Raw genomic sequence first — 25,751 nt, forward strand, 5'->3', positions numbered from 1 at the left:
CGGCCGCGAAGCGCTCCGCGAGAAGGGGGGCTGCCCCGGGAGCACTCAGCCGTCCCACTCCACCCACAGCGCCGCAGGCGACCAGTGGATCAGTGTGGGCAGCATCTCCGCCTTCTCGTCCGCCACGAGCCGCAGCGCCGGCAGCCGCCGGGTCAGCAGCTCGAGGGTGATGCGCAGCTCCTCGCGGGCCAGCGTCGCGCCCGGGCAGCCGTGCGTGCCGTGGCCGAAGCCCAGATGGCGGGCCGGCGGGCGGGCCGGGTCGAAAGTGTCGGGGTCCGGGGTGAGGGCCGGGTCCCGGTTCGCGGCGGCGTACGCGACGAACAGGGCGGTCCCCGCCGGGAGTTCGGTGCGGCCCAGGGTGACCGGGCGGGTGGTGATCCGGCGGAACCCCTGCACGGGCGCGCCCCAGCGGGCCGCCTCCTCGATCGCGGCGGGGATCAACTCCGGCTTGGCACACAGGAGTTCCCAGCCCTCGCGGTCCAGGAGCAGCCGGTGCAGGACCGTGCCGATCAGCGCGGTGGTGGTGAGGTGGCCGGCGATCAGGAGGTTCTGCAGATTCGAGACGACCTGGCCGAGCCGCTCACCGACCAACTTCCTGCCGTCCGGTACCGCGCCCGACTCCCCGCCGTCCGGCACCGCGCCCGACCCGCCGCCGCTCGGTTCCGCACCCGATTCCCAGCTGTCCGGTTCAGCTCCCGGTTCCCCGGCGAACGGTTCCGCTCCTGCCTCCCTGCTGCCCGGCCGCGCATCCCGTTCCCCGGCGAACGGTTCTGCCCCCGACTTCCCGCCGTCCGGCCGCGCCCCCGATTCCCCGCCGTCCGGTACGAGGCCCCGCAGGGTCTCCGCCGTCAGGTCGGTTCCCGCGCGAGCCCGGGGGCGTACCGCATGAGCGGCGAGGGCCCGTTGCATCGCCACCACGTCCCGTGCCGCCCGCACCTGCTCGGCCACCGGCAGCGGGCGGAAGAGCAACTGCTCGGCGCGGAGGCTGCCGTGCAGCGCGACCGTCAGCGCGTCCCCCGCGAGCCCCAGCATGCGGCCGATCACCTCGCCGGGCAGCGGCCGCGCGAAGTCCGCCATCAGCTCGGCCCGGCCACGCCCCGCGAAGCCGTCGATCAGGGCCTCGGCCCGCTCCCGTACGAACGGCACCGTCTGCGCGACCCGCGCCGCGGACAGCCCGCGCACCAGCGGCGCCCGCAGGTCCTGGTGGACCCGGCCGTCCGAGGTGACGACGACGGGGCCGCCCCGGACGCCCTCGGCGAGCACCGCCATCGCCTCCGGCGCGGGCAGCACGTCGGGGCGCAGCACATTGGCCGACGAGAAGTCCTCCGGGCGGCGCAGCACCTCCCGTACCTCCGCGTACCGGGTCACCAGCCACGCGTCCAGCTCGGGCACGAAGGTGAGCCCCTGCGCGTCGCGGGCCTGTGCGTAGCGCGGGTACGGGTCGCGCTGCAGGGCGTCGAGAGCCTCGAAGCCCGGAGGCGGCGCCTGGGAAGTGTCCTCGCCTGCGGTCATGGGGTCATCGTGGGGCCCGGGGGGAGGGGCGGACAGGGCGCGATCCGGCCAGCACCAGCCGGGCGGAATGTCTGGCCCCGATTTTTGGTTGACCGCAGAACAACCATTGAACAGAGGGCGGAAACCACCGCCCGCACCCCGTCCGACCTGGACCGACCCGGAAAGAAGCCCTGATATGCGCGTCGAGATCTGGAGCGACATCGCCTGCCCGTGGTGCTACATCGGCAAGGCCCGCTTCGAGGAGGGCCTGGCGGCCTTCGCCCACGGCGAGCAGGTCGAGGTCGTCCACCGCTCCTTCGAGCTCGACCCGAACCGCGCCAAGGGCGACACCGCACCGGTGATCGAAATGCTGGCCAAGAAGTACGGGCGCACCGTCGAGGAGGCCACGGCGATGGAGGAGCACGTCGCGTCCAACGCGCGCGCCGAGGGGCTCGGCTACCGCACCGAGGGCCGCGACCACGGCAACACCTTCGACATCCACCGCCTGCTGCACCTGGCCAAGGCCCGCGGCAGGCAGGACGAGCTGCTTTCCCTCGCCTACCGCGCGAACTTCGCCGAGGAGCGGTCCGTCTTCGACCCCGAGGTCCTCGTGACGCTGGCCGTCGAGGCCGGGCTCGACGAGGCCGAGGCGCGGGCGGTGCTCGCCGACGAGTCCGCGTACGCCGACGACGTACGGGCCGACGAGCGGGAGGCCGCCGAACTGGGCGCCACCGGCGTGCCGTTCTTCGTCCTCGACCGCAAGTACGGGGTCTCCGGCGGGCAGCCCGCCGAGGTCTTCACCCAGGCCCTCCAGCAGGCGTGGGGCGACCGGGCGCCGCTGCAGACGCTCGGCGACGGGGAGACCTGTGGGCCGGACGGCTGTGAGGTACCGCAGGTCAAGGGCGACGTATAAGCATCGCTTAGCGGTAACCGCCAACTTTATGCAATAGACGGATAGTTGGCGGTTGCCGCACAGTGGGCGCATGGACTCTCTCCCCGAGGGCGCCTTCGCGCCGCAGACGACGCATCTGAACACCGCGAGCTTCGGGCTGCTGCCGCAGTCCGGGGTACGCGCCCTGCAGGAGGCGGTCGCGGCTGCGGCCGCCGGTCGCCCGACGGACATGTTCGCCGACGTGGAGGCCTGCCGGGCCGCCTTCGCCCGGATCGCCGGGGTCCCGGTGGAGCGGGTCGCGGCCGGTTCCTCGATCACCGAGTACACCGCGCTGATCGCCGCCGCGCTGCCCGAGGGCGCCGAAGTCCTGCTCGCCGAGGCCGACTTCGCCTCCCTGGTCAATCCCTTCCACATGCGGCGCGACCTGAAGATCCGCACCGCGCCCCTGGAATCCCTCGCCGACGAGGTGCGTCCGGACACCGCCCTGGTCGCGGTCAGCGCCGCCCAGTCCGCGGACGGCCGCATCGCGGACCTGGCCGCGATCCGGGAGGCGGCGCGCAGGCACGGCGCCCGTACGCTCGTGGACGCCTCGCAGTCCGCCGGCTGGCTGCCGGTGACGGACGCCGACTACACCGTGGCCGTGACCTACAAGTGGCTGCTCTGCCCGCGCGGCATCGCGTTCTTCATCGCCCCCGAGGACCCCGAACTCTTCGCCGGGCTCAATCCGTTGCTGTCGGGCTGGGTGGCCGGCGAGAACCCCTGGGACAGCTGCTACGGCCCGGTCCAGGACTTCGCCCGTTCCGCCCGCCGCTTCGACATCAGCCCCAGCCTCTTCTCCTACGTCGCCGCGCGGCACGGTCTCGCGCTCATCGAGCAGCTTGGCGCGGCCGCCGTACGGGAACACGACGTGGCCCTCGCGGACCGCTACCGCGCGGGGCTCGCGGACCTCGGCATCACGCCGGTCCCGTCGCCCGGATCCCCGATCGTCTCCGTGCCCGGACTCGGCCGACTCCAGCCGGAGCTGAGCCGCGCCGGGCTCGAACTCTCCAACCGGGCAGGGAACTTGAGGGCCGCGTTCCATGTCTACAACACGGCGGCGGACGTCGACCGGCTACTCGGGGTTCTCGCGGACGCATCCCGCTGAGAGCCTGTCTTTGAACCCCTGTCGTCGGCGCGGAGCGCGGGCGTAGCGGCGGTCGGTGCGTGCGATCGGCGTGCGGCGTCGCAGGTCATGAATGGGGTCTCCCCTGCTCGAGCGAAGTCGAGAGCTTGGGGAAGGAGCCACCTGTCCTGGGGCGCCGTGCGGTGAGGGTGCGTGCCGGGCGTCGGGGCGCAGGCGGGGGTTCAAAGACAGGCTCTCAACCCCTGGCGCGGGGCGCGGCGGAGCGCTAGGAATGCACCACTGAGGGGTGGTGCCGGTGGAGCTCAGCAACGCACCCCCGGACGCCGAACTGCACCGGCGTCTGGTGTACGGGGACGAGTCCGCCCTGGCCGAGGCGTACGGCACCTACGGCGGTCTGGTCCGGCGGGTGGCCCTGCGGGTGACGCGCTCGCCGGGCGCCGCCGAGGAGGTCGCGCAGGAGGTCTTCGCCCATCTGTGGTCGAGGCCCTACGCCTTCGACACGGGCCGCGGCACGCTGCGCACCTGGCTGTCCATGCTGGCCCACCGGCGGGCCGTGGACTGGGTGCGCAGCGAGGAGCGGCACCGCAAGGCGGCGCACACGGACGAGGACGCGCTGTACGCCATCCCGGCGCCCGGTCCCGCGCCGGACGAGGTCGTCCTCGACATGGAGCGGGCGTTCCTGCTGCACTGCGCCGTCGCCGAACTCCCGCTGCCCCAGCGGGAGGCGGTGCACTTGGCCTACTTCGGCGGCCGAACCTATCGTGAGGTCGCGACCGAGCTTGGCATCCCCGAGGGAACTGCCAAGACCCGACTGCGATCCGCCCTGCGCCGACTGGCCGAACTCCTTGCAGAGCCGCCGGACTCGTCGGCGTCGGAGTCGGTGGAGAAGGGAGCCTGATGACGGTGGACCACGAGGGCGTACGCGACCTCATCGCGGCCTGGACCCTCGGCGCGACCCTGCCGACGGACGAGCCCCGCCTCCTCGCACACCTGGCGGAGTGCGAGCGGTGCGCTGCGGAGGCCGATCAATTGCGGGAAGCCGTAAGGCTGTTGGACGGTGAGCCGCAGGCATCGGGGGTGCCGGGGGCCGCCGATTCCGGGGAAGGTGCGCACGCCATGCCGGTCGACCCGACCCGGACCACCCCTGTCGCAAGCATCCTCGCCACCGCCCTACGCTCCCGCCCCGCCACACCCCGGGTCGCCCCCCATGCCGCGCCCTACGCCGCCGCCGTGTCCGGACTGCTGGCCCTGTTGCGGGAGTTGGGGGAGGAGGGTCCCTGGAGCACCCCTGTCGTCCACGACTGGGACGTTCACGCCACCCTCGCCCACCTCGTCGCCGCCGACGAACCCCTCGGCCTGCACCTGGGCCTGCCCCCGTGCAAGCCCCGCTCCGTCGTGCGGGGCGATGCGCCCTGGCAGGACGCCTGGGCGGCGCGCACCGGTGAAGTGATCGCCCATGAGCACCGGCGCGCCCCCGGGGCCACCGTCGCCACCTGGCAGGAACGGACCGCCCGGCTGCTCGCCGCCCCGGAAGCCCTGGACCCGCAACTCGCCGCGCCCGCCGCGACGTTGCTCGGCGTGCGCATGCCCGTCGCCGAGCACTATCTGGTGCGGGCCTTCGAGACCTGGGTGCACACCGACGACATCGGCCGGGCACTGGGACGGTCCGTACCGCCGCCGCCCGACCCCCAGTTGTGGCAGCTGGTGACGCTCGCCGTACGCATCCTCGACCTCGCCCTCGGCAGCACCGCCCCGCCCGTCCTGCTCACGGTGTCCGGCGCGGGCGGCGAGACCCAGTGGGTGCTCGGCTCGGAGGCCGACCCGGTGGCCGCCGAACTCGTCCTGGACCCGGTCGACTTCTGTCTCCTGATCGGCGGCCGGTACGCCCCGGCCGACGTACCGCGCGGCCTCGCCGGCGACCCCGACGCAGGTCAGGGCGTACTGGAACGGGCGGCGTCCTTGGCCTGGCTGTGAGCCAGACCAAGGACGCCGCCCGTTCCGTCGCGGAAGCCCGTTCCGTTACGGAAAGGCGCAGCCGCAGACTCAGCCGACGGGGGTGAAGTCCCGCGCCCCGATGTACTCGGGCCGCCGGATCGGCGCCGCGAAGGGCTCCACCGCGGCGTTCTCCACGCTGTTGAACACGAGGAAGAAGTTCGACCGCGGATACGGGGTGATGTTGTCCCCCGACCCGTGCATCGCGTTGCAGTCGAACCAGGTCGCCGCGCCCGCCTCGCCGGTGAACAGCCGGATCCCGTGCTGCGACGCCAGCGACTTGAGCGCCTCGTCCGAAGGGATCCCCGCGTCCTGCATCTGCAGCGACCTCTTGTAGTTGTCCTTCGGCGTCGCGCCCTCACAGCCCAGGAACCGCTTGTGCGACCCGGGCATGATCATGAGCCCGCCGTTGGTGTCGTAGTTCCGGGTGAGCGCGATCGACACGGACACGGTCCGCATGTTCGCAAGCCCGTCCTCCGCGTGCCAGGTCTCGAAGTCGGAGTGCCAGTAGAACCCCGAGGCGCCGAAGCCCGGCTTCACATTGATCCGCGACTGGTGGACGTACACGTCCGAGCCGAGGATCTGCCGGGCCCGGCCCACCACGCGCGGGTCGGCGGCGAGCCTGCCGAACAGCTCGCTGATCCTGTGCACTTCGAAGATCGAGCGGATCTCCTGGGAGCGCGGCTCCACGATGGAGCGCTCGTTCGCCCGCATCGCGGGGTCGTTGATCAGCCGCTCCAGCTCCGCGTGGTACGTGCCCACTTCCTCGGGCGTGATGAGCTGCTCGACCGCGGCGAAGCCGTCGCGCTCGAATCCGGCCAACTCCTGCGTGGAGAAGGGGCCTTGGGCATCCGGCGCGGACCACACCACGGGGTCCTTGCGGTCCGTGAACACCTCTGCAGCGCCCCGGGTCGGGTACAGGTCGGTGCGGGTGGCGGTCGCCATGGCTCAGGCCTCCTTGGCAGCAGTTTCGGGCTCGGGTTCGGTCAGCAGCGGGTATACGCCGTTCTCGTCGTGGTCCTCGCGTCCCGTGACGGGCGGGTTGAAGACGCACAGACAGCGGAAGTCCTGCTTGATCCGCATGGTGTGCTTCTCGTGCCCGTCCAGGAGGTACATGACGCCCGGCGTGATGGTGTGCTTCTCGCCGGTCTCGTCATTGGTCAGCTCGGCCTCGCCCTCGGTGCAGACGACGGCCTCGATGTGGTTCGCGTACCACATCGAGGTCTCGGTGCCCGCGTAGAGCACGGTCTCGTGCAGCGAGAAGCCGACCCGCTCCTTGGCGAGCACGATGCGCTTGCTCTCCCAGGTGCCGGACGCCGCCTTGACGTGCCGGTCGGTGCCTTCTATGTCCTTGAACGAACGGACGATCACGGTGAGTTGGTTCCCTTCCTCTTACGTGTCTTGCGGTGCCGGGCCGGGGTGTGCGGGCCCCGGCCCGGCGGTGGCGCGGGGCCTCGGGCGGTGCGGTGGCCCGAAGCCTCAGGCGGTTTCGCGCACCGCGCGGGCGAGGATCCGAAGACCCTCGTCCAGCTCCTCGGGCGTGATGGTGAGGGCGGGCAGCATCTTGACGACCTCGCTCTCCGGGCCGGAGGTCTCGATCAGCAGACCGAGCTCGAAGGCCCGGGCCGCGATGCGGTTCGCGCGGTCCTTCTCGTGGAACTCCAGGCCCCAGACCAGGCCGCGGCCCCGGTACTCCTTGGACGCCTCGGGGTGCTCGGCGCGGATCGCCTTGAGGGCGGCCTCGACCTGCTCGCCACGGGCGAGGGTCTGCTTCTCCATCTGGCCGTCGGCCCAGTAGGCCTCGATCGCGGCGGCCGCGGTCACGAACGCGGGGTTGTTGCCGCGGAAGGTGCCGTTGTGTTCGCCCGGCTCCCAGATGTCGAGCTCCGGCTTGAACAGGCAGAGCGACATGGGCAGTCCGTAGCCGCTGATCGACTTCGAGACGGTGACGATGTCCGGCACGATGCCCGCCTCCTCGAAGGAGAAGAACGCACCGGTACGGCCGCAGCCCATCTGGATGTCGTCGACGATGAGCAGCATGTCCCAGCGCTTGCAGACATCGGCGAGCTGGCGCAGCCACTCGACGCGCGCGACGTTGATGCCGCCCTCGCCCTGCACCGTCTCGACGATCACCGCGGCGGGCTGGTTCAGGCCGGAGCCGGAGTCCTCCAACAGCCGCTCGAACCAGATGAAGTCGGGGGTCTGCCCGTCGAGGTAGTTGTCGAACGGCATCGGCGTGCCGTGCACCAGGGGGATGCCCGCGCCGGCCCGCTTGAAGGCGTTGCCGGTCACGGCGAGCGAGCCGAGCGACATGCCGTGGAAGGCGTTGGTGAAGGACACGATCGACTCGCGGCCCTTGACCTTGCGGGCCAGCTTCAGCGCCGACTCGACGGCGTTGGTGCCCGTCGGGCCCGGGAACATGACCTTGTACGGCAGGTCGCGCGGGCGCAGGATCGAGTTCTGGAAGGACTCCAGGAACGCCCGCTTGGCCGTGGTCGACATGTCCAGGCCGTGCGTGACGCCGTCCCGCTCGATGTAGTCGATCAGCGCGCGTTTGAGGACCGGGTTGTTGTGTCCGTAGTTGAGCGAACCGGCGCCGGCGAAGAAGTCGAGGTACTCGTGACCGTCCTCGTCGTACATGCGGGAGCCCTGCGCACGGTCGAAGACGGTGGGCCAACCGCGGCAGTAGCTGCGCACCTCCGACTCAAGGGTCTCGAAGACGCTCAGATCAGGCTGGGTGATGGTCACAGCAAACTCCTCAGGCAGCGGGGGAGGTCAGGGGGCCGATGCGGTACAGCACTTCGGGGTCGTGTGCCGCGCCGTCGGGGAAGTCTTCGACGCCGAACAGGACTTCGCGGGCGCAGGGGGCGCCGTGCCGTTCGGCGAACGAGGTGAACAGACGCTCGGAGGCGGTGTTGCCCGGGGTGATCGTGGTCTCGATCGTCCGCAGGCCGTGCGTGATGCCGACCCGCTGCGCGAGCCCGTCGAGCATGGAGCCGGCGAGGCCCCGGCCGCGGTACTCGGAGTCCACGGCCACCTGCCAGACCAGGAGCGTCTGCGGGCGCTCGGGTCGGATGTAGCCGGTGATGAACCCGACCGGCTCGCCCTGCTCGTCGCGTGCCACCACTGAGGTGCCGGCGAAGTCACGGCACCACAGGAGATAGCTGTACGAAGAGTTCAGATCGAGGGTCTTCGAGTCACGCGCAATGCGCCACAGCGCGGCTCCGTCCTCCACCTTCGGGATGTCCAGAAGCAATTCTGCTTGTCCAGCGGTCATGCGGATTGAATTTACAGAGCAAAAATCAAAATTGCATCGCGGGATGGGGTTACGCGAACGCACTCGTTGTGTTATCCCGCGGGGGTGTGCGCCCGCGCGAGCCGCCTCTGAAAAGCGCCGATCTGTCCGGGAATTACGGGATGAAGTGGGCGCGATGTGGGGTCGGTCACAGACTCGTAACTCCGTCGAGATCTGCCCGAATTAGGCGTTTGGCGTTCGCAGAATCTTTGCGTTTAGGTTCCGGGAAACCGGGCAGAAGCCAAACGGGAAGCTGCTCGATAAAGCAGCTTCCCGTTTAACGAATTCTTTATGGAATTACGCCATGGTCTTACGCCGTGGCGTCGAGGGCGGCGGCAAGGGCCGCGAGGCTGTCCCGCACGACCTCGAGGCTCGCGTCGGGCCCGTAGTGATTCACCCGGATCATTTCCTTGGCCAGCGCGCCCCCGCCCGCCACCAGCGGCAGTCCGGGATGCCCGCTCAGGGCCTTGGCCACGAGCTCGGACGCATCGATGCCCGCCGGGGTGCGCAGGGTCGTCGCGACCGGTGCCGCGTCCGCCTCCTCGTACACATACGGCTCGAGTCCCTTGCCCAGCGCCACCGCCCCGGCCCGCGTCGCCGCGGCGGCGCTCGCGTGCCGCGCCATCACGGCATCCAGGCCATCGGCCTCGATCCGCTCCAGGCAGGCGTCGAGGGCGAGCATCTCCAGCTGCGCCGGGGCGTGCGGCAGCGCCTTGCGGCCGCCGTCGACCCAGCGCTCCTTCCAGTCCAGGAGCGAGAGGTAGGAACGGCGCGGCGCCTGCGGGCTGTCCGCGAACCGCTGCCAGGCCCGCTCGCTCACCAGCGCGGCCGACACCCCGGCCGGACCGCCCATCGCCTTCTGCGCCCCGATCACGCACAGGTCCACGCCCCACGCGTCGGGCAGCAGCGGCTCGGCGCCCACCGAGGCGACCGCGTCCAGGTAGAAGAGTGCGCCGTGGGTGCGTACGACCGCACCGATCTCCGCGACCGGGTTGGTGTTGCCGGTCGCGGCCTCCGCGTGCACCAGGGAGACGAAGTCGATGTCCGGGCGGGCCGCGAAGGCCTCCTCGACCTGCGCGGCGGTGACCGCCGTGTGGAACGGCACGGCGAGGTCGATCACCTCGGCGCCGCAGTCCCGCAGCCAGTTGCCGAAGGTCTGCCCGTACGGCCCGGTGATCAGGTTCAGGGCCACCGTCCCCGGCCGGGCGGCCGAGCGGATGCAGCCCTCCAGGGGGAGCAGCGCCTCGCCCTGCATGATCACGACGTCCTGCTCGGTGGCGAGCAGCCGGGCCACCCGGTCCTCGATCGCGGCGAACTGCGCGGCGGTCATCGGGGGCAGGTCGAGGAAGGGGTGCGTCACGGCGGTGCTCTCTTCACTTGCGAGGTACTCGTGCGTGGTACCGGCGAGATGGTTGTGGGCTGCACCCACGAGCGTACCCAGAGGGTTCTACGCTTCGTCACATGAGCGATCAGGGCGTGCTGCGGGTGAAGGGGCGGGTCCTCGTCGGGCCCGAGGACGTACGGGACAAACTGTGGGTGATCGGGGGACGGATCTCGTACGAGCGGCCCGCAGGCACCCGCGACGTGACGACCGTCGAGGGCTGGGCGCTGCCCGGCCTGGTCGACGCGCACTGCCATGTGGGGCTCGACCAGCACGGCCCGGTCGCGCCCGATGTCGCCGAGAAGCAGGCGCTCACCGACCGGGAGGCCGGCACCCTGCTCCTGCGCGACGCGGGCTCGCCCTCCGACACCCGCTGGATCGACGACCGCGAGGACCTGCCGAAGATCATCAGGGCCGGGCGGCACATCGCCCGCACCCGCCGTTACATCCGCAACTACGCGTACGAGATCGAGCCCGAGGACCTCGTCGCGTACGTCGCCCAGGAGGCGCGGCGCGGCGACGGCTGGGTCAAGCTCGTCGGCGACTGGATCGACCGCGGCACCGGGGACCTCTCCGCGTGCTGGCCGCGCGCCGAGGTCGAGGCCGCCATCGCCGAGGCGCACCGCCTCGGCGTCCGGGTCACCGCGCACTGCTTCGCCGAGAACTCGCTGCGGGACCTGGTGGAGGCGGGCATCGACTGCGTCGAGCACGCGACCGGCCTGACCGAGGACACCATCCCGCTCTTCGCCGAGCGGGGCGTGGCGATCGTGCCGACCCTCGTGAACATCCAGACCTTCCCCAGGCTCGCCGAGGCCGGGGACGCCAAGTTCCCGATCTGGGCCGACCACATGCGCCGCCTGTACGACCGCCGTTACGACACCGTCCGTGCGGCCTTCGACGCGGGCGTCCCGGTCTTCGTCGGCACGGACGCGGGCGGCGCCCTCGCCCACGGCCTCGCGGCGGCGGAGGTCGCCGAGCTGACCAAGGCCGGGATCCCCGCCCTGGACGCCCTCTCGGCCACCACCTGGGGGGCCAGGCAGTGGCTCGGACGGCACGGCTTGGAGGAGGGCGCACCGGCCGACCTGGTGGTGTACGACGCCGATCCGCGCGCCGATGTGCGCGTCCTTGCGGACCCCCGGCGCATCGTCCTCAACGGTAGGGTCGTCGGCTGATGAGACTCGTACTGACCCGGGACAGCGTCGCCATGGGTGACGACGCCGACGCCCCGCATGAGCAAGTGATCGAGAGCGACGGCGAGTTGACGCTCGCCGGTTTCCTCTCCGACGTACGTACCCACCGCTACCTCGCCTCGATCGCGGGCGGCCGGGCCACCTGGGTCCTCTACGAAGGTGCGGAGACCCTCGCGGTCATCGCCCAGGAGTGGGGCATGCCCCGCTTCCTCGCGGACTCCAGGCGGACCTTCCGGGGTCAGGTGGTGCGGCTGCACTTCCGGTACGAGGCCCAGCAGGACCCGGACGAGGTGTACAACCAACTCGCCTGAGGCGGTGCATGGTTCGACCCGAGGGGCCTCGGGTTGACGGAGCGTAACGCCAGAGGGTGCCGGCTCGTTGTTCAGGAATTTCCGTGCTCCGGTGAGGTCAACCGGCGCATTCGGACAGAAGCGGTGGCTCGGGTGACGTGAGGGAACACCCGTGCCGAAAGATTCGAATGCGAGGGCGGAAACCCCACGTTGGGGTGAACTCACGCCGTGAAGCTGCCAGTTCACTCTCTGTGCGTAAAACTTCCCGGTGTCGAGATCGTCGGCGCCCGCACATGTCCCCGTGCGGGGTGTCGGCGACTCGTGTCTTCACCTGTCCTGTGTTCTTCGCGTCTCACGCGTTTCGCGTTCCACGCGTTCTGTCTCCAGTGGGGGTCCCACCACCATGAACAGCAACACCTTCCGCATGCCCGCACGCCGCATGCCCGCACGCCGCCTCGTGACCGCCGCGGCCGCGACGGCCATGGCCGCAGGGCCCGCGGTACTGCTCGGCGCCGGCTCCGCCCATGCCACGGGCGGCCACGGCGAGGGCAAGGCGAGCGCGGTCGTGCTCCGCGCCGGGCTCGACGTCTCCCTGCTCAACAAGACCGTCCAGGTCCCCCTGAACGCCTCGCTCAACGAGGTGCAGGCGCCCAGGAGTTCGGAGCGGACCGCCCTGACCGTCAAGCTCGACGGGGTCGACCAGGGCCGCCCGTTCAGCCTGCTGCGGGCCGACGTCGCCACCGCGAAGGCCACCGTCGACAAGCACCGGGCGGAGGGCTACAGCAACCTCGCGCACGCCAAGGTCCATGTGCCCGGCCTGCCCCTGCTCTCCGTCATCGAGGTCGAGAAGGTCACCTCCAAGGCGGTCTGCGAGGCGGGCAAGCGGCCCGTCGCCGAGTCCAACCTGCTCGGTGCCGTGACCGTCCTCGGCAAGAAGGTCACGCTCTCCACCGGCGGCACGACCCGGGTCGAGGTCCCCGGCGTCGGCGAGGTCCGCCTCGACCTGTCCAAGACCCACACCACCTCGCGCACGGCCGCGGCCGCCGCGCTCGAACTCAAGGTGTCCATCAACCCGTTGAAGCTGAACGTCGCCGAGGTCGAGGGCACCGTCACGCTCGCCGGCGCCACCTGCGAGTCGCCCGCCGCGCCGCCGAAGAAGGAGCCCGTGGTCAAGCCCCAGGGGGGTGCGGTGCCCGCCGCCGAGCAGAACCTCGCCGAGACCGGCGGCAACTCCATGACGCCGTACCTCGCGGGCGGCGCCGTGGTGCTGCTCGCGGCGGGCGGCGGGGCGCTGATGCTGGCGCGGGGCCGCAGCCGGGGCTGATGCCCGGCTCATGAACGCGAGGGGGAGGCGGAAATCCCTGTGCCGCCTCCCCCTCGTACATACGTTTCGTATGTGTGTTCTGAATGAGGGATTCAGCAGTTATCTTCGGCCCCATGGACAAGCTGAGCATCTTCGAGCGCATCGGCGGTGAGCCCGCCGTCGCCGCGGTGGTGGACGTCTTCTACCAACGGGTCCTCGCGGACGAGCAGTTGGCCCGCTACTTCGCCGACACCGACTTCGCCGCGCTCAAGGCGCACCAGCGCAGCTTCATCGGCCACGCCCTCGGTGCCACCACGTCCTACGACGGACGCGCCATGGGCGACGCCCACGCCGAACTCGACATCACCGAGGGCGACTTCGACCGGGTCGTCGGCCACCTCGCGGTCGCCCTCGCCGACTGCGGAGTGGACCAGGCCACCATCGCCGACATCGCCCTTGCGCTGGTGCCGCTGAAGGGCGCCATCGTCACCGGCTGAGCCGCACCGGGAGGCGGGCGCTCAGCGGCTCGTCAGGCACAGCGCCTGGTCGAGGGCCTGCAGAAACCGCCCCGTGGTCGCCCGGTCCCGCACCGCGAGCCGCAGCCACTCGGGGCCGAGGCCCGGAAACGTGTCGCCGCGCCGTGCCGCGAACCCGAGCCGGCGCAGCCGTTCCCGTACGTCGTCCGCGCGGCGCAGCCGGATCAGCACGAACGGGCCCGCCGCGTCCGCCACGGCAGTCACCTCGTCGAACTCCGCGAGCCCGGCGAGGAGATGGGCCCGGTCGGCGGCCACCCGATGCGCCGCATGCCCCGCCTCCGCGAGGGCGCGCGGCGTCATGCACGCCTCGGCCGCCGCGAGCGCCGGAGTCGACACCGGCCACAACGGCTGGGCCCGCTCAAGGGTGGCGATCATCTCCGGGGCGGCGAGAACGTATCCGATTCGCAGCCCCGCAAGCCCCCACGTCTTGGTGAGGCTCCGCAGCACCACCAGACCCGGCACGTCCACCCGCCCGGCCAACGCCTCGCACTCGCCCGGCACCGCGTCCATGAAGGCCTCGTCGACCACCAACACCCGCCCGGGGCGGGCGAGTTCGGCGATGAGGGCGGCCGGATGCAGCACCGACGTCGGGTTGGTCGGATTGCCGATGACGACCAGATCGGCGTCCTCGGGCACGGCCTTCGGGTCGAGCCGGAAGCCGTCCTCGGCGCACAGCAGCACCCGCCCGACCTCGTGCCCCGCGTCCCGCAGCGCCGCCTCCGGCTCGGTGAACTGCGGATGCACGACCACGGGCCGCCGCGCCCGCACCGCCCGCGCGATGAGCACGAACGCCTCCGCCGCCCCCGCCGTGAGCAGCACCCGCTCCGGCGCGAGCCCGTGTCGCCGCGCCACCGCCGCCCGCGCCGCCCGGCCGTCCGGGTAGGCGGCGAGGGAGGTCAGCGAGGCGGCGATGTGCTCGCGCAGCCAGGGCGGGGGAGTGTCCGCGCGGACGTTGACCGCGAGATCGGTCAACGCCGCGCCGGTGCCCCGGACTTCGGCGTCCCCGTGGTGGCGCAGGTCATGCGCCTGAGGGGCCCCGGCCGGTTCAGTGTGCGTGTGCATGACCGCCGTGGTGGTGTCCGTGGTGACCGTGCCCGCCGTGTCCGTGTCCGTGTCCGTGGTCGTGCCCGTCGTCGTCCGGGTGGAAGTGCGGCTGCTGCGGCAGGCCCACCTTGTCCTCGAAGCCGGGCAGCGCGATGCGGTACACGCACGAGTCGCAGTTCATCCGCAGATCGCCCTTGACCGCCTCCCGGTAGCGCTCCATCACCAGGTCCAGGAGCTCCGGCTCGGGGCCGATGACGTTCGCCGACCGCACCTCGACCTCCGGGTGCGCGGACGCCCAGCCCTCGGTCTGCTGCCGTACGCGGTCCGGCAGGATCCCGGTGAACAGGAAGTACGGCAGGACGACGACACGCTTGGCCCCGAGCTTCACGCACCGGTCGAGCCCGCTCGGCACGTCCGGCGCCGCGAGCGACACGAACGCGGTCTCGACGCCCGCGTACCCACGCCCCTCCCACAACAGCCTTGCCGCCTTGTGTACTTCGGCGTTGGCGTCCGGGTCGGTCGAGCCGCGCCCCACCAGCAGGACCGTGACGTCGGCCCGGTCCTCGGGCGAGCGGACGCTCTCGCCGAGCGCCTCGTCGAGCCGCCGCTCAAGGACCTTCAGCAGGCTCGGGTGCGGGCCAAGGGGGCGGCCGTAGGTGTACGAGATCCCCGGGTGCCGCTCCTTCTCGCGGGTCAGCGCCGCCGGGATGTCGCCCTTGGCGTGCCCCGCCGACACCAGCATCAGCGGCACCGCGGCGAACCGCGTCACGCCCCGCTCCACCAGCTCGGCCACGGCCTCGCCCAGCGGCGGCGGCGACAGCTCGATGAAGCCGCCCGCGACGGGCAGTTCGGGGTGACGCTCACCCAACGTACGGACGAAGTCCCGGAAGGCCTCGGCGCCCGCCTCGTCCCTGGTGCCGTGGCCTGCGATCAACAGGGCCGGTGCGGTGGTCACGCGTTCTCCTCGGAAGTGGGGTGGTACAGCAGGGCGTTGAGCGCCGCCGCGGCGACGGCGGAGCCGCCCTTCTCGGATACGTTGCTGACGGCGGGCAGTCCGCTCTCGCGCAGCGCCAGCTTCGACTCGGCGGCGCCGACGAAGCCGACCGGCAGGCCGATGACGAGCGCGGGCTCGGCATCGAGGGTGAGCAGTTCCTCCAGGGCGGTCGGCGCACAGCCGATCACCCAGAGCGCTCCGGGCCCGACCTGCTCGTACGCGAGCCGGATCGCGTGTGCCGAACGGGTCAGCCCAGGGCCGGACTTGGCGTCCTTGAGGTGACAGACGGTCTCGCGCCTGGTGATGCCCGCGGCGACCATCTCGACATCGACCACGACGGGGGCGCCGGCGTGCAGCGCCTTGTGGCCGCGTACGAGGGAGTCCTCGTCGGTCACGAGATCGTCCGCGTATTCCAGGTCGGCCGCGGAATGGATGACCCGCTCCACGACCGCCCTCGTCATGGGCGCGAAGTGGGAGGTGTCCAGGCGGGTGCGGAGCCGGCGGAAGGACTCCTGCTCGATGGGGTGGACGATGCGGTTCACGCCGACTCCTCGGGGGTCTCGCGGCCCGTCTCGCCGTGCTGCCAGCGGTAGCCGCGCGGGGTCACCATGCGGCCGGCGATGTTCCGGGTCGCGGTGTTGCCGACCGTGACGACGGTCATCATGTCGACGATGGCCGGGTCCAGCGTGCCGAGCGTCGCGACCCGTGAACTCTCGTCAGGGCGCGAGGCGTTGCGTACGACTCCGACGGGAGTGCCGGGCTCGCGGTGCTCGGCGAGGATGCCGAGGGCCTTGGGCAGCTGCCAGTCGCGGCCGCGGCTGCGCGGGTTGTAGAACGTCACGACGATGTCCGCCTCGGCCGCGGCCCTGACCCGGCGCTCGATGACCTCCCACGGGGTGTGCAGGTCGGAGAGACTGATCGACACGTGGTCATGGCCGAGGGGTGCCCCGAGGATGGCCCCGGCGGCGAGCGCGGCGGTCACGCCGGGCACCCCGACGACGTCGATGTCGTCGCTTGCCTCGGCAAGGGCGGGCGAGGCCATGGCGTACACGCCCGCGTCCCCGGAGCCGATGAGCGCGACGGCCTGCCCCTTGGCGGCCTCGGCGACGGCGGTACGGGCCCGCTCCTCCTCGGCGCCCAGGCCGGACTCCAGGATCCTCGTGCCCGGCCGGAGCAGGTCCCGGATCTGGTCCACGTACTGATCGAGCCCGACGAGCACCGAGGCCCGGCGCAGCTCGTCCTTGGCGCGGGGCGTGAGCAGATCCCTCGCACCCGGACCGAGCCCGACCACGGCAAGGCGGCCACGCGGGGCCCGCCGCACGACGGCACAGGTGGCCATGGCGGCCCGGCCTTCGGGGGCCGACTTCCGCTTGGGGACGATGAGTTCGCCGCCTCGCGCGAGCGCAGCGGCCTCGGCGACGGAGGGCGTACCCACGGCTGCGAGAGGAGCACCGGACGGATTCGGCACGTCGACACCCGCCAACTCCTCGGCGGCGTACGTCACGAGGGGCACACCGAAGGCCTCGGCGGCCGCCACGATCCCGGGCTCCTCGGCCTTGGCCTCGACGGTGGCGATCTCGGCGACGGAGGCGGAGGAGAGCCCCGCATCAGCCAACGCCCCCCGGACGAGCCCGAGCACTTCCTCGACGGGGGCATTCTTGCTGGCGCCCACGCCGACCACGAGGGAGGGCGGGCGGAGGACGACTTCACGGTCGGCGAGGGGGACGACCTGATCGGTGACCCTGATGCGCGGCACCCCGACGCCCCCGGGCTCCCGTGCGCCCTGGGGGAGGGTGGGCGCAGGCGAAGGTGCCGCATGCCGTACGTTCGGCGCCAACGGTGGCAGAGGCCAGGACGCCTCGGCGTCCAGGACCACCTCCGACCCGTCCAGGATGGCCCGCCCGACCCCAGCCACATCCCCCTCGACCGGCAGCCCGAGCATGTCCAGCCCAGCCGTACCGACGGAGTCCGTCGCCGTGGTCACCACGGCCTGCGCCCCCAGCACATCCGCGACGGCCAGGGCCAGCGCATTGGCCCCACCCCCATGCCCGCCCAGCAGGGCAACCGCAAACCGCCCGCCCTCGTCGACGCAGACGACACCGGGATCGGAAGCCTTGTCCGAGAGCAGCGGCGCGACGAGCCGAACCGTCGCCCCGGTGGCCAAGAAGCACACCACCTGCGAACACTCGCCGAAGGCAAGCCGCACGGCATCCCCGACGGGCCCGTCGTACGCCTTGACCCGGCCGGGCCAAGCCGCCACGAGCCGAGCCCGCGCACGCGCACCCGCCGCGGTGGCGGAGATGAGGCCGATCACTCAACTGCTCCTTCTTGCAAGGGAGTTGTGGGGCGATCGCCCCACAACACGAACACCGGATTGGTCGCGGCGAGCCGCGTCACATCCCCCGGCAAGGGCGCCAGCCGCGAAGACTGCAGCAGCACCCCGTCACACAAGAACCCCGCCTCCGCGAGAGCGCCCCGCACCGCCGGCACCCGGTCCAGCGCGGCCAGCGCCACCACCACGGTCCGGCGCGCCCGCCGGGCGCACACCTTCACGATCGAGGGCAGCTCGGCGCCCCCACCGCCGATGAACACCGCGTCCGGATCCGCGAGATGGGACAGCACCGTCGGCGCCGACCCGTGCACGGTCCGCACATCGACCCCATGAGCGGCCGCGTTGGCGCGGATCCGCTCGATCCCGTCGCCGGTCTTCTCCACGGCCACGACGGCCGCCCCGAACCGCGCACACTCCACGGCCACCGACCCGCTCCCGGCGCCCACGTCCCACACGAAGTCCCCGAGCCGGGGTCCGAGCCGGGCCAGCGCCAGCGCCCGCACCTCGAACTTGGTGATCATCGAGTCGCGATGCCCGAACTCGTCCTCGTCCAGGGCCCACCGCCCAGGAGTGGGCCGCGGCCCGGCGACGGTACGTACCGGCGAGAGGGTCCTCGCCTCGTCCAGGCAGAGGACCACACTGACCGCGGGGCCCCAGTCGCGCTCTGCGGCCTGCGCGGGGGTCACCCGCTCGATCCGCTCGTGCTCCGGATCGCCGAGCGAACTGGCCACGACCAGCGTCCGGTTCGCGGCCCGGTGCACCAACTCCGCACCGAGCTCCGCGGGCCCGGCCCCGGGACCGGTCAGGATCGCGGTCTTCGGATGCGCACGGCATACGTTGACGGCCGTACGCAGCTCACGGCCGTGCGCGCTCACCACGACGGCGTCGTCCCAGGGCAGCCCGGCCCGCGCGAACGCGGTGGCGACGGACGACACTCCGGGACGTACGTCCAGCGCGTCCGCACCGAAACGCTCCGCCAGCGCCCGCACGATCCCGAAGAACCCGGGATCCCCGGAGGCGAGCACGACCACTCGCGCCCGCTCCTCGGAATCGCCGGAATCGCCGGGATCGCCGGAATGCCCGCAATCCCCGGAAGCAGCTGCGGCCAGATGCTTGGCGATCGTCTCCAACGCCGGGGCGAGCGGCCCGAGTACGACCTGCTCGACCTGCTCCACCCGCGTGCACAGCTGCGCGGCCGCGTCCAGATGCCGCCGCCCGCCCACCACGAGCGTGGCGGCGTCGAGGAGGCGCAGGGCGGCCGGTTCGAGGGGCGCCCCCGTCCCCGTACCGACGACACTGATGCTCGTGACGCCGGTCATGCCGGTCAGGCCGGTCATGGCTTCGCGCCTTGACTGCGCAGCGACTTGCGGGCCTCGGGATCGGCCTTGCGGAAGCCGTGGAAGTGCCCCGGGTGGTACAGGTGCGAACGCGTCCCGGAGGCGCCGAGGGCCGGGCCGACCAGGAAGAGGGTGTGCTTCCAGAGCTTGTGCTCCTTCACCGTCTCCTCCAGCGTGCCGACCGTGCAGCGCACGAGCAGCTCCTCCGGCCAGGTCGCCTGGTACGCGACCACGACGGGCGTCGACGTCGGATAGCCGCCCTCGAGCAGCTCACGGGCCAGCTGCCCGGAGCGTGCGGCGGACAGGAAGAGCGCCATCGTCGTGCCGTGCTTGGCGAACTCGCGGACCTCCTCGCCGGGCGGCATCGGCGTCTTGCCGCCGCCCAGGCGCGTCAGGATCACGGACTGCGCGACCTCGGGGATGGTCAGCTCGCGCTGGGCGAGGGCGGCGACGGCCGAGAACGCCGAGACACCCGGAATGATCTCCACCTCGATGCCGAGCTCCGCACACCGGTCGACCTGCTCCTGGGTGCCGCCCCACAGCGCCGGGTCGCCGGAGTGGATCCTGGCCACCCGCAGGGCTTCCGCCTGAGCCCGCTCGTACACGGCCATGACGTCCTCGAGCGACATCGTGGCGGAGTCCAGGATCTCGGCCCCTTCCCTCGCGTGCTCAAGGACCTCGGCCTGCACCAGGCTGGCCGCCCAGATCACGATGTCGGCGTCCGCGATGGCGCGCGCGGCGCGGAAGGTCAGCAGGTCGGCGGCGCCGGGTCCGGCGCCGACGATGGTCACCTTGCCGGTCGTGGCATCGGCCATGGGATGGGGTCCTCTCGGTCGTACAGCAGCTCAAACGGGTGGATCTTGAATGTGCGGACGGCAGGTCAATCGGCTAGCAAGAGCCCATGGCGGTGTTCGTCGCGCTCGGCGCGTTCCTGATGACGCTGGTCGGCGGGTGGACGGCGCAGCGCGTCACCGACCGCCGCCACTTGGTGCTCGGCCTCGCGGGCGGGCTGATGCTCGGCGTCGTGGGCCTCGACCTGCTGCCCGAGGCGCTGCACGCGGCGGGCGACGAGGTGTTCGGGGTGCCGCAGGCGCTGCTTTTGTTCGTGGGCGGCTTCCTGGCGGCGCACGTCCTGGAGCGACTGCTCGCGGTACGTCAGGCGGGGCACGGCTCCGACGAGCGGGTGCCGCAGGTGGGACTCACCGCGGCCGCGGCCATGGTCGGGCACAGCCTGATGGACGGCATCGCGATCGGCGCGGCCTTCCAGGCGGGCGGCGCCATGGGACTGACCGTCGCGCTCGCCGTCATCACCCATGACTTCGCGGACGGCTTCAACACGTACACGATCACGAGCCTGTACGGGAACGAGCGCAAGAAGGCCCTGATGATGCTCTTCGCCGACGCCGCGGCCCCGGTGATCGGCGCCGCCTCGACCCTCCTCTTCACCCTGCCGGAGGAACTGCTCGGCAGTTATCTCGGCTTCTTCGGCGGCGCCCTGCTCTATCTCGCGGCCGCCGAGATCCTGCCCGAGGCCCACCACGACCACCCGGCCCGCTCGACCCTGCTGTGCACGGCCGCCGGAGTGGGCTTCATCTGGGTGGTGGTCGGCATCGCGGGCTGAGCCCGCGGCGCCCGGCCCGGTCACAGCTTGCCGCCGCGGCCGCCGTCACGGCGCGCGGGCGCGATGAGCGTCGACAGATACGGCAGCGGCTCCTCGCCGAGCTCACCGGCCGGCCGGATGGACTCCTCGGGCAGCCCGAGCGCCGACCCCCACACGGCACCCTCGGCCCGCCCGGTCTCCCGCAGCGCGGCGGCGACCTCGTGCGCGAGCCGCCCGAACTTGTACGCGACGACCGTGCCCGGCCCGTCGAGCGCGTCCTTGAGGACGGCAGCCCCGGCCGTCACCGGCACCAGCGTCAGCGGCTCGGTGCCCTCCGTGAGTACGGCGCCACTGCGGGCGGCGAGATCCTGCATCGCGGTGATGCCCGGCACGGTCTCGACGACCGTCCCCGGCAGCAACTCCCCGATGGTCTGCGCGAGATAGGTGAACGTCGAGTACACATTGGGGTCCCCGATCGTCGCGAACGCCACGCTGCCGTGCGCCCGCAGCAGCTCGGCCACGCGCCCGCCGGCGGCGTCCCAGGCGGCCTCGCGGCGGGCCCGGTCGGACCGCTCGTTGAGCGCGAAGACGACGCGTACGACCTTGTCCTGCGGGACGTAGTGCAGCACGGTCGCCTCGGCCCGCCCGCGCTCGCCGGTGTCCATCACAGGCACGACGACGACCTCGGCGTCACGCAGCGCGTTGACGCCCTTGACGGTCACCAACTCCGGGTCGCCCGGGCCGACTCCGACACCTATCAGCTTGCTGCTGCCGCTCATGACGTCCTGCACCTTTCGACGAACCTGCGGGCGGTGTCGGGCACGGCCGCCCAATGCGTGTGCAGATAGCTCGCATGCACACCGTCCTGTACGTAGCCCTCGACACGCTTCTCCGGCTGGTGAAGCCCCCACGCGGGCATGCTGCCCGCGCCCGGCTCGAGGACGGTCCGATGGAACTCGTGCCCGCGCACCCGGGTCCCCGCCTGTGCGAGCACGCTGTCGGAGAGGGCGACGGCCTCGCGATAGCCGAGGGTCAGCCGCTCCGACATGTGCGCGTCCGCGTCCAGCACACCGCACATCGGCTTCCCGTCCAGGGAGCGCGCGAGATAGAGAAGCCCGGCGCACTCCGCCGCCACGGGGGCGCCGCTCTGCGCGAGCTTCGCGACTGCCTCGCGCAGGGGTTCGTTGGCGGACAGCTCCGGGGCGTAGACCTCCGGGAACCCGCCACCGATGACCAACCCCGCGGTCCCGTCGGGAAGTTGCTCGTCCCTGAGCGGGTCGAACGGCACGACTTCGGCCCCGGCCGCCGTGAGCATTTCGGCGTGCTCGGCGTAGGAGAAGGTGAAGGCGGGGCCGGCGGCCAGGGCAACGACGATTTCCCCTCCCCGCCCCTTCCCGAAATCCTGCGGAGCTGTGTCCTCAATCGCCGGACGGGCTGATTCATCAGCCCGTCCGGCGATTGAGGACATCTTTGAAGCCGGCGGCAGCCTTTCGGGAAGGGGCGGGGTGGGGGAAAAGCCCGGCGACCACGGCGAGACGTCCAACGACGGCGCACTCCGCGCCAGCGCAAGCAGCGCTTCCAGGTCGCACCCCTGGCGCACCTGCTCGGCCAGCGCACGGACCGCGTCCACCGCCTCCGCCTGCCGCTCGGCAACCGGCACAAGCCCCAAGTGCCGTGAGGGCGTACGGACTTGACGTAGCCGACGCAGAGTGCCGAGCACGGGAACCCCGGACGAGTCCAGAGCCTCCCGCAACAACTCCTCATGCCGGTCGGACCCGACCTTGTTGAGGATCACCCCGCCGATCCGCACCTCCGGATCCCAAGACGCAAACCCATGCACAAGCGCCGCCACGGACCGCGACTGCGAAGACGCGTCGACGACCAGCACCACCGGCGCCCGCAGCAACTTCGAGACCTGCGCCGTGGACGCCAACTCCCCCTGCCCCGACGCCCCGTCGAACAGCCCCATCACACCCTCGACGACCGCAAGGTCACACCCGGAAGAACCATGCGCGAAGAGCGGAGCAACCAGCTCCGGCCCGCACAGATACGCATCCAGATTCCGCCCGGGACGGCCGCACGCCAGCGCGTGATAGCCCGGATCGATGTAGTCGGGCCCCACCTTGTGCGGAGACACGGCAAGCCCGGCCTCCGCGAAGGCGGCCATCAGGCCCGTGGCCACGGTGGTCTTGCCGCTGCCCGAGGAGGGGGCGGCAATCACCAATCGGGGGACGGCGGTCACCATTCGATGCCCCGCTGCCCCTTCTGCCCCGCGTCCATCGGGTGCTTGACCTTGCCCATGTCCGTCACCAGATCGGCGAACTCCACAAGCCCCGCCGGGGCGTTGCGCCCGGTGATGACGACATGCTGCTGCCCGGGCCGGTCCCGCAGGACGGACACGACCTCCTCGGTGTCGACCCACCCCCAGTGCATCGGATAGGCGAACTCATCCAGCACGTACAGCTGATACGTCTCGGCGGCCAGGTCCCGCTTGACCTGCTCCCAGCCCTCCCGCGCCTTCTCCTCGTTGTCGAGCTGCGCGTCCCGCTGCACCCACGACCAGCCCTCGCCCATCTTGTGCCAGTCGACGGTCCCGCCCTCGCCGGAGTCCCCGAGGACCCGCAGCGCGCGCTCCTCGCCGACCTTCCACTTGGCGGACTTGACGAACTGGAACACCCCGATCGGCCACCCCTGGTTCCAGGCGCGCAGCGCGAGCCCGAACGCGGCCGTCGACTTGCCCTTGCCGATGCCGGTGTGCACGACGACCAGCGGCCGGTTGCGGCGCTGGCGGGTGGTGAGACCGTCCTCGGGTACGACGGTCGGCTGTCCCTGGGGCATCAGGCGGCCCTCTGCTTCCTCTGGCTTTGATGAGTTCCCTGTACGTCCCGGACGAGTCCGGCAATCGCATCCGCCCGCAGCTCGTCCAGCGTGACGACGCTCCCGCCGAGCCCCTGCGCGAGCTGCCCCGCGAGCCCGAGCCGTACGGGCCCCGACTCGCAGTCGACGGTCACGGACGCGATGCCCTCGGCGGCGAAAAGCCCCGCCGCACGCGCGGCCTGGGCGACCGGCTCGACCCCGCCGGTGGCCCGCCCGTCGGTGACGACCACGACCAGCGGACGCCGGGCGGGGTCCCGCAAGCGCTCGATCCGCAGCACCTCATGAGCCTTGAGCAGCCCCGCCGCGACCGGCGTACGCCCACCCGTCGGCAGCGATTCGAGCCGGGCGGCGGCCGCGTCCACGGACGACGTGGGCGGCAGCGCGACATCGGCCCCCGCCCCCCGGAAGGTCACGAGCCCCACCTTGTCCCGCCGCTGATAGGCATCCAGCAACAGCGAAAGCACGGCACCCTTGACGGCACTCATCCGCTGCCGGGCCGCCATCGACCCGGAGGCGTCCACGACGAAGAGGACGAGATTTCCCTCGCGCCCCTCCCGCGTCGCCTGCCGCAGATCGTCCCGGCGTATGACGAGCCCCCGCCCGGACCGCCCCCGCGCCCGCTGATGCGGCGCGGCGGCCTGCACGGTCGCCGCCAAGTGCAGCTTGGTGAGGGCCCCTTGGGGTCGCCTGGACCCGGTGGTCCGCCCGTGCTCGGTGCGGGCCCGGGACCGCCGCCCGGCGGCACCCTCACCCAGACCGGGAACGCTCAGCGTCTTCGCACGAAAGGGCTCGCCGGCACTCACGGCCTGCTGCTCGCCGGGCCCGGAGGGAGCCTGGGCAGCGCCCTGTTCGTCGGACGGTTCGGGCTGTACGTCCCCGTCGTCCCCCGCACCGCCTTCGGCGGGGGAGTCGTCGGGCGGCCCGTCCTGCGGCGGCTGCCCACCACCGGGACCGTCCGGATCGGGGTCGGGGTCCTCGTCCTCGCCCGCGAACTCCTCCAGGGTGTCGTCGAGCTTGTCCTCGTCAAGTCCCGGAGCATCAAAGGGATTACGCCGCCGCCGATGCGGAAGGGCGAGCAGCGCGGCCTGCCGCACATCTTCGGCGATGACATCACTGCGCCCGGCCCAGGCGGCGAGCGCCGTGGCGGTCCTCGCCATGACGATGTCGGCACGCATGCCGTCCACCTCGAACGCGGCACACGTCGCGGCGATCTGTCGCAGCGCACCGTCGCCGAGGCGCACCTGCGGCAGCAGCGCTCGAGCGGCCACGATCCGCGCCCGCACCGCCTGCTCGTCGGCCTCCCACCGGGCGGCGAACTCCTCCGGCCGGTCGTCATAGGCGAGCCGCCGGCGCACGACCTCGACCCGCTGATCGGGCTCGCGCGAGGCCGCCACCTCGACGGTCAGCCCGAACCGGTCGAGCAACTGCGGCCGCAGCTCGCCCTCTTCGGGATTCATGGTCCCGACGAGCAGGAACCGCGCGGCATGCCGTACGGACACGCCTTCGCGCTCCACGTACGAGGCGCCCATGGCGGCGGCGTCGAGCAGCAGGTCGACCAGATGGTCGTGCAGCAGATTGACCTCGTCGACGTACAGGATCCCGCGATGCGCGTCGGCGAGCAGCCCGGGCTCGAAGGCCTTGACCCCCTCGGCGAGCGCCCGCTCGATGTCGAGCGCCCCGACGAGCCGGTCCTCGGAGGCCCCGACGGGCAACTCGACCATGCGCGCGGCCCGCGAGTTCTGCCCCACGACCTCGTGCGGCCCGTCCGGGCACTGCGGATCGGGCGCCCCCGGATCACAGGAGAACCTGCACCCGGAGACGACGTCCACCTCGGGCAGCAGGGCGGAAAGGGCGCGTACGGCAGTGGACTTGGCGGTCCCCTTCTCACCACGCACGAGCACGCCGCCGACGGCGGGGGAGACGGCGTTGAGCAGCAGTGCAAGCCGCAGGTCGTCCTGGCCGACGAGAGCGGTGAAGGGATAGGGCGTGGTCATACGAAGGCCTCCACTTGCGGGTGCGGGCAGTGGGCATCATTCAGCCCGTCCGGCGTTTGAGGACCCGCCCGGAGGGCGGA

At 71.9% G+C, this 25,751-nt stretch carries 25 protein-coding genes; 9 read left to right on the top strand and 16 right to left on the bottom strand.

The window, feature by feature from the left end:
- Window positions 1-45: 45 nt before the first annotated feature.
- Window positions 46-1,512, bottom strand: coding sequence for a cytochrome P450 (locus OG430_RS37035; RefSeq protein WP_327357028.1), 1,467 nt, complete (start codon window positions 1,510-1,512; stop codon window positions 46-48).
- Window positions 1,513-1,687: 175 nt separating this feature from the next.
- Here OG430_RS37035 and OG430_RS37040 point away from each other — a divergent pair, with 175 nt between their 5' ends.
- From OG430_RS37040 to OG430_RS37055, 4 genes are all read left to right on the top strand, one after another.
- A complete protein-coding gene (locus OG430_RS37040) occupies window positions 1,688-2,404 on the top strand; it encodes a DsbA family oxidoreductase (RefSeq protein WP_327357029.1) in 717 nt (238 codons plus the stop codon).
- Between the two features lie 70 nt (window positions 2,405-2,474).
- A complete protein-coding gene (locus OG430_RS37045) occupies window positions 2,475-3,527 on the top strand; it encodes an aminotransferase class V-fold PLP-dependent enzyme (RefSeq protein WP_327357030.1) in 1,053 nt (350 codons plus the stop codon).
- A gap of 268 nt (window positions 3,528-3,795) precedes the next feature.
- Window positions 3,796-4,404 carry an RNA polymerase sigma factor gene (locus tag OG430_RS37050; protein WP_327359389.1) on the top strand — a complete coding sequence of 203 codons (609 nt, stop codon included), beginning with the start codon at window positions 3,796-3,798 and terminating at the stop codon, window positions 4,402-4,404.
- Window positions 4,404-5,480, top strand: coding sequence for a maleylpyruvate isomerase family mycothiol-dependent enzyme (locus OG430_RS37055; RefSeq protein ID WP_327357031.1), 1,077 nt, complete (start codon window positions 4,404-4,406; stop codon window positions 5,478-5,480). The genes OG430_RS37050 and OG430_RS37055 overlap by 1 nt, the downstream gene beginning before the upstream one ends.
- 69 nt (window positions 5,481-5,549) lie before the next feature.
- Here the strand turns inward: OG430_RS37055 and thpD are convergent, their stop codons facing one another.
- From thpD to OG430_RS37080, 5 genes are all read right to left on the bottom strand, one after another.
- Window positions 5,550-6,443 (bottom strand): ectoine hydroxylase, encoded by an 894-nt coding sequence (gene thpD, locus OG430_RS37060; protein WP_327357032.1) that lies wholly within the window; start codon window positions 6,441-6,443, stop codon window positions 5,550-5,552.
- Between the two features lie 3 nt (window positions 6,444-6,446).
- Window positions 6,447-6,869, bottom strand: a complete 423-nt coding sequence (locus tag OG430_RS37065; RefSeq protein ID WP_327357033.1) for an ectoine synthase — start codon at window positions 6,867-6,869, stop codon at window positions 6,447-6,449.
- Window positions 6,870-6,977: 108 nt separating this feature from the next.
- Window positions 6,978-8,246 carry a diaminobutyrate--2-oxoglutarate transaminase gene (ectB, locus tag OG430_RS37070; protein ID WP_327357034.1) on the bottom strand — a complete coding sequence of 423 codons (1,269 nt, stop codon included), beginning with the start codon at window positions 8,244-8,246 and terminating at the stop codon, window positions 6,978-6,980.
- Between the two features lie 10 nt (window positions 8,247-8,256).
- Entirely contained in the window at window positions 8,257-8,775 is a 519-nt protein-coding gene (gene ectA, locus OG430_RS37075) for a diaminobutyrate acetyltransferase (protein ID WP_327357035.1), read from the bottom strand.
- Between the two features lie 328 nt (window positions 8,776-9,103).
- The gene (locus OG430_RS37080) at window positions 9,104-10,153 is read right to left on the bottom strand and encodes a pyridoxal-phosphate-dependent aminotransferase family protein (protein WP_327357036.1); all 1,050 of its coding nucleotides are present in this window, start codon (window positions 10,151-10,153) and stop codon (window positions 9,104-9,106) included.
- Between the two features lie 101 nt (window positions 10,154-10,254).
- Here OG430_RS37080 and OG430_RS37085 point away from each other — a divergent pair, with 101 nt between their 5' ends.
- The 4 genes from OG430_RS37085 (at window position 10,255) to OG430_RS37100 (ending at window position 13,454) form a co-directional block, all read left to right on the top strand.
- A complete protein-coding gene (locus OG430_RS37085) occupies window positions 10,255-11,346 on the top strand; it encodes an amidohydrolase family protein (RefSeq protein ID WP_327357037.1) in 1,092 nt (363 codons plus the stop codon).
- Entirely contained in the window at window positions 11,346-11,675 is a 330-nt protein-coding gene (locus tag OG430_RS37090) for a hypothetical protein (RefSeq protein ID WP_327357038.1), read from the top strand. Before OG430_RS37085 ends, OG430_RS37090 begins: the two co-directional genes overlap by 1 nt.
- A 382-nt stretch (window positions 11,676-12,057) precedes the next feature.
- Window positions 12,058-12,978 (top strand): SCO1860 family LAETG-anchored protein, encoded by a 921-nt coding sequence (locus OG430_RS37095; RefSeq protein WP_327357039.1) that lies wholly within the window; start codon window positions 12,058-12,060, stop codon window positions 12,976-12,978.
- A 113-nt stretch (window positions 12,979-13,091) separates the two neighbouring features.
- Window positions 13,092-13,454, top strand: a complete 363-nt coding sequence (locus OG430_RS37100) for a group I truncated hemoglobin (protein ID WP_327357040.1) — start codon at window positions 13,092-13,094, stop codon at window positions 13,452-13,454.
- Between the two features lie 21 nt (window positions 13,455-13,475).
- Here OG430_RS37100 and cobC read toward each other — a convergent pair whose 3' ends face one another.
- From cobC to cobM, 6 genes are read right to left on the bottom strand one after another with little or no spacing between them, the layout of a single operon-like run.
- Complete coding sequence (gene cobC / locus OG430_RS37105) at window positions 13,476-14,555, bottom strand: Rv2231c family pyridoxal phosphate-dependent protein CobC (protein WP_327357041.1); 1,080 nt, start codon at window positions 14,553-14,555, stop codon at window positions 13,476-13,478.
- Window positions 14,539-15,492, bottom strand: a complete 954-nt coding sequence (locus OG430_RS37110) for a sirohydrochlorin chelatase (RefSeq protein ID WP_327357042.1) — start codon at window positions 15,490-15,492, stop codon at window positions 14,539-14,541. The genes cobC and OG430_RS37110 overlap by 17 nt, the downstream gene beginning before the upstream one ends.
- Window positions 15,489-16,073 carry a precorrin-8X methylmutase gene (locus OG430_RS37115; RefSeq protein WP_327357043.1) on the bottom strand — a complete coding sequence of 195 codons (585 nt, stop codon included), beginning with the start codon at window positions 16,071-16,073 and terminating at the stop codon, window positions 15,489-15,491. The genes OG430_RS37110 and OG430_RS37115 overlap by 4 nt, the downstream gene beginning before the upstream one ends.
- Window positions 16,070-17,845, bottom strand: coding sequence for a precorrin-3B C(17)-methyltransferase (gene cobJ / locus OG430_RS37120; RefSeq protein ID WP_327357044.1), 1,776 nt, complete (start codon window positions 17,843-17,845; stop codon window positions 16,070-16,072). Before cobJ ends, OG430_RS37115 begins: the two co-directional genes overlap by 4 nt.
- Window positions 17,842-19,200: a precorrin-6y C5,15-methyltransferase (decarboxylating) subunit CbiE gene (cbiE, locus tag OG430_RS37125; protein ID WP_327357045.1), complete on the bottom strand. Its 1,359-nt coding sequence runs from the start codon at window positions 19,198-19,200 to the stop codon at window positions 17,842-17,844. The genes cobJ and cbiE overlap by 4 nt, the downstream gene beginning before the upstream one ends.
- Entirely contained in the window at window positions 19,197-20,015 is an 819-nt protein-coding gene (gene cobM / locus OG430_RS37130) for a precorrin-4 C(11)-methyltransferase (protein WP_327357046.1), read from the bottom strand. The genes cbiE and cobM overlap by 4 nt, the downstream gene beginning before the upstream one ends.
- Before the next feature lie 86 nt (window positions 20,016-20,101).
- On the opposite strand from cobM, the gene OG430_RS37135 reads away from it, so the two are divergent.
- Entirely contained in the window at window positions 20,102-20,821 is a 720-nt protein-coding gene (locus tag OG430_RS37135; RefSeq protein ID WP_327357047.1) for a ZIP family metal transporter, read from the top strand.
- 20 nt (window positions 20,822-20,841) lie between these two features.
- Here OG430_RS37135 and cobI read toward each other — a convergent pair whose 3' ends face one another.
- From cobI to OG430_RS37155, 4 genes are read right to left on the bottom strand one after another with little or no spacing between them, the layout of a single operon-like run.
- Complete coding sequence (gene cobI, locus OG430_RS37140) at window positions 20,842-21,591, bottom strand: precorrin-2 C(20)-methyltransferase (RefSeq protein ID WP_327357048.1); 750 nt, start codon at window positions 21,589-21,591, stop codon at window positions 20,842-20,844.
- On the bottom strand, window positions 21,576-23,042 hold the full coding sequence (locus tag OG430_RS37145) for a cobyrinate a,c-diamide synthase (protein ID WP_327359390.1): 1,467 nt from the start codon (window positions 23,040-23,042) through the stop codon (window positions 21,576-21,578). The genes cobI and OG430_RS37145 overlap by 16 nt, the downstream gene beginning before the upstream one ends.
- Window positions 23,039-23,638, bottom strand: coding sequence for a cob(I)yrinic acid a,c-diamide adenosyltransferase (gene cobO, locus OG430_RS37150; protein WP_327357049.1), 600 nt, complete (start codon window positions 23,636-23,638; stop codon window positions 23,039-23,041). Before cobO ends, OG430_RS37145 begins: the two co-directional genes overlap by 4 nt.
- Window positions 23,638-25,671 carry a putative cobaltochelatase gene (locus OG430_RS37155; protein WP_327357050.1) on the bottom strand — a complete coding sequence of 678 codons (2,034 nt, stop codon included), beginning with the start codon at window positions 25,669-25,671 and terminating at the stop codon, window positions 23,638-23,640. The genes cobO and OG430_RS37155 overlap by 1 nt, the downstream gene beginning before the upstream one ends.
- Window positions 25,672-25,751 lie beyond the last annotated feature (80 nt).

The sequence above is a fragment of the Streptomyces sp. NBC_01304 genome (assembly GCF_035975855.1).
Taxonomy (GTDB): Bacteria; Actinomycetota; Actinomycetes; order Streptomycetales; family Streptomycetaceae; genus Streptomyces.

Excerpts from the sequence above, each read along its gene's own strand:
- OG430_RS37090 (WP_327357038.1), top strand. The coding sequence starts at position 11,346 with ATGAGACTCGTACTGACCCGGGACAGCGTCGCCATGGGTGACGACGCC.
- OG430_RS37100 (WP_327357040.1), top strand. The coding sequence starts at position 13,092 with ATGGACAAGCTGAGCATCTTCGAGCGCATCGGCGGTGAGCCCGCCGTC.
- OG430_RS37135 (WP_327357047.1), top strand. The coding sequence starts at position 20,102 with ATGGCGGTGTTCGTCGCGCTCGGCGCGTTCCTGATGACGCTGGTCGGC.
- OG430_RS37155 (WP_327357050.1), bottom strand. The coding sequence starts at position 25,671 with ATGACCACGCCCTATCCCTTCACCGCTCTCGTCGGCCAGGACGACCTG.
- cobM (WP_327357046.1), bottom strand. The coding sequence starts at position 20,015 with ATGGCCGATGCCACGACCGGCAAGGTGACCATCGTCGGCGCCGGACCC.
- cobC (WP_327357041.1), bottom strand. The coding sequence starts at position 14,555 with ATGCACACGCACACTGAACCGGCCGGGGCCCCTCAGGCGCATGACCTG.
- OG430_RS37095 (WP_327357039.1), top strand. The coding sequence starts at position 12,058 with ATGAACAGCAACACCTTCCGCATGCCCGCACGCCGCATGCCCGCACGC.
- cobO (WP_327357049.1), bottom strand. The coding sequence starts at position 23,638 with ATGCCCCAGGGACAGCCGACCGTCGTACCCGAGGACGGTCTCACCACC.
- OG430_RS37040 (WP_327357029.1), top strand. The coding sequence starts at position 1,688 with ATGCGCGTCGAGATCTGGAGCGACATCGCCTGCCCGTGGTGCTACATC.
- thpD (WP_327357032.1), bottom strand. The coding sequence starts at position 6,443 with ATGGCGACCGCCACCCGCACCGACCTGTACCCGACCCGGGGCGCTGCA.
- ectA (WP_327357035.1), bottom strand. The coding sequence starts at position 8,775 with ATGACCGCTGGACAAGCAGAATTGCTTCTGGACATCCCGAAGGTGGAG.
- OG430_RS37085 (WP_327357037.1), top strand. The coding sequence starts at position 10,255 with ATGAGCGATCAGGGCGTGCTGCGGGTGAAGGGGCGGGTCCTCGTCGGG.
- OG430_RS37035 (WP_327357028.1), bottom strand. The coding sequence starts at position 1,512 with ATGACCGCAGGCGAGGACACTTCCCAGGCGCCGCCTCCGGGCTTCGAG.
- cbiE (WP_327357045.1), bottom strand. The coding sequence starts at position 19,200 with ATGACCGGCCTGACCGGCATGACCGGCGTCACGAGCATCAGTGTCGTC.
- OG430_RS37045 (WP_327357030.1), top strand. The coding sequence starts at position 2,475 with ATGGACTCTCTCCCCGAGGGCGCCTTCGCGCCGCAGACGACGCATCTG.
- OG430_RS37055 (WP_327357031.1), top strand. The coding sequence starts at position 4,404 with ATGACGGTGGACCACGAGGGCGTACGCGACCTCATCGCGGCCTGGACC.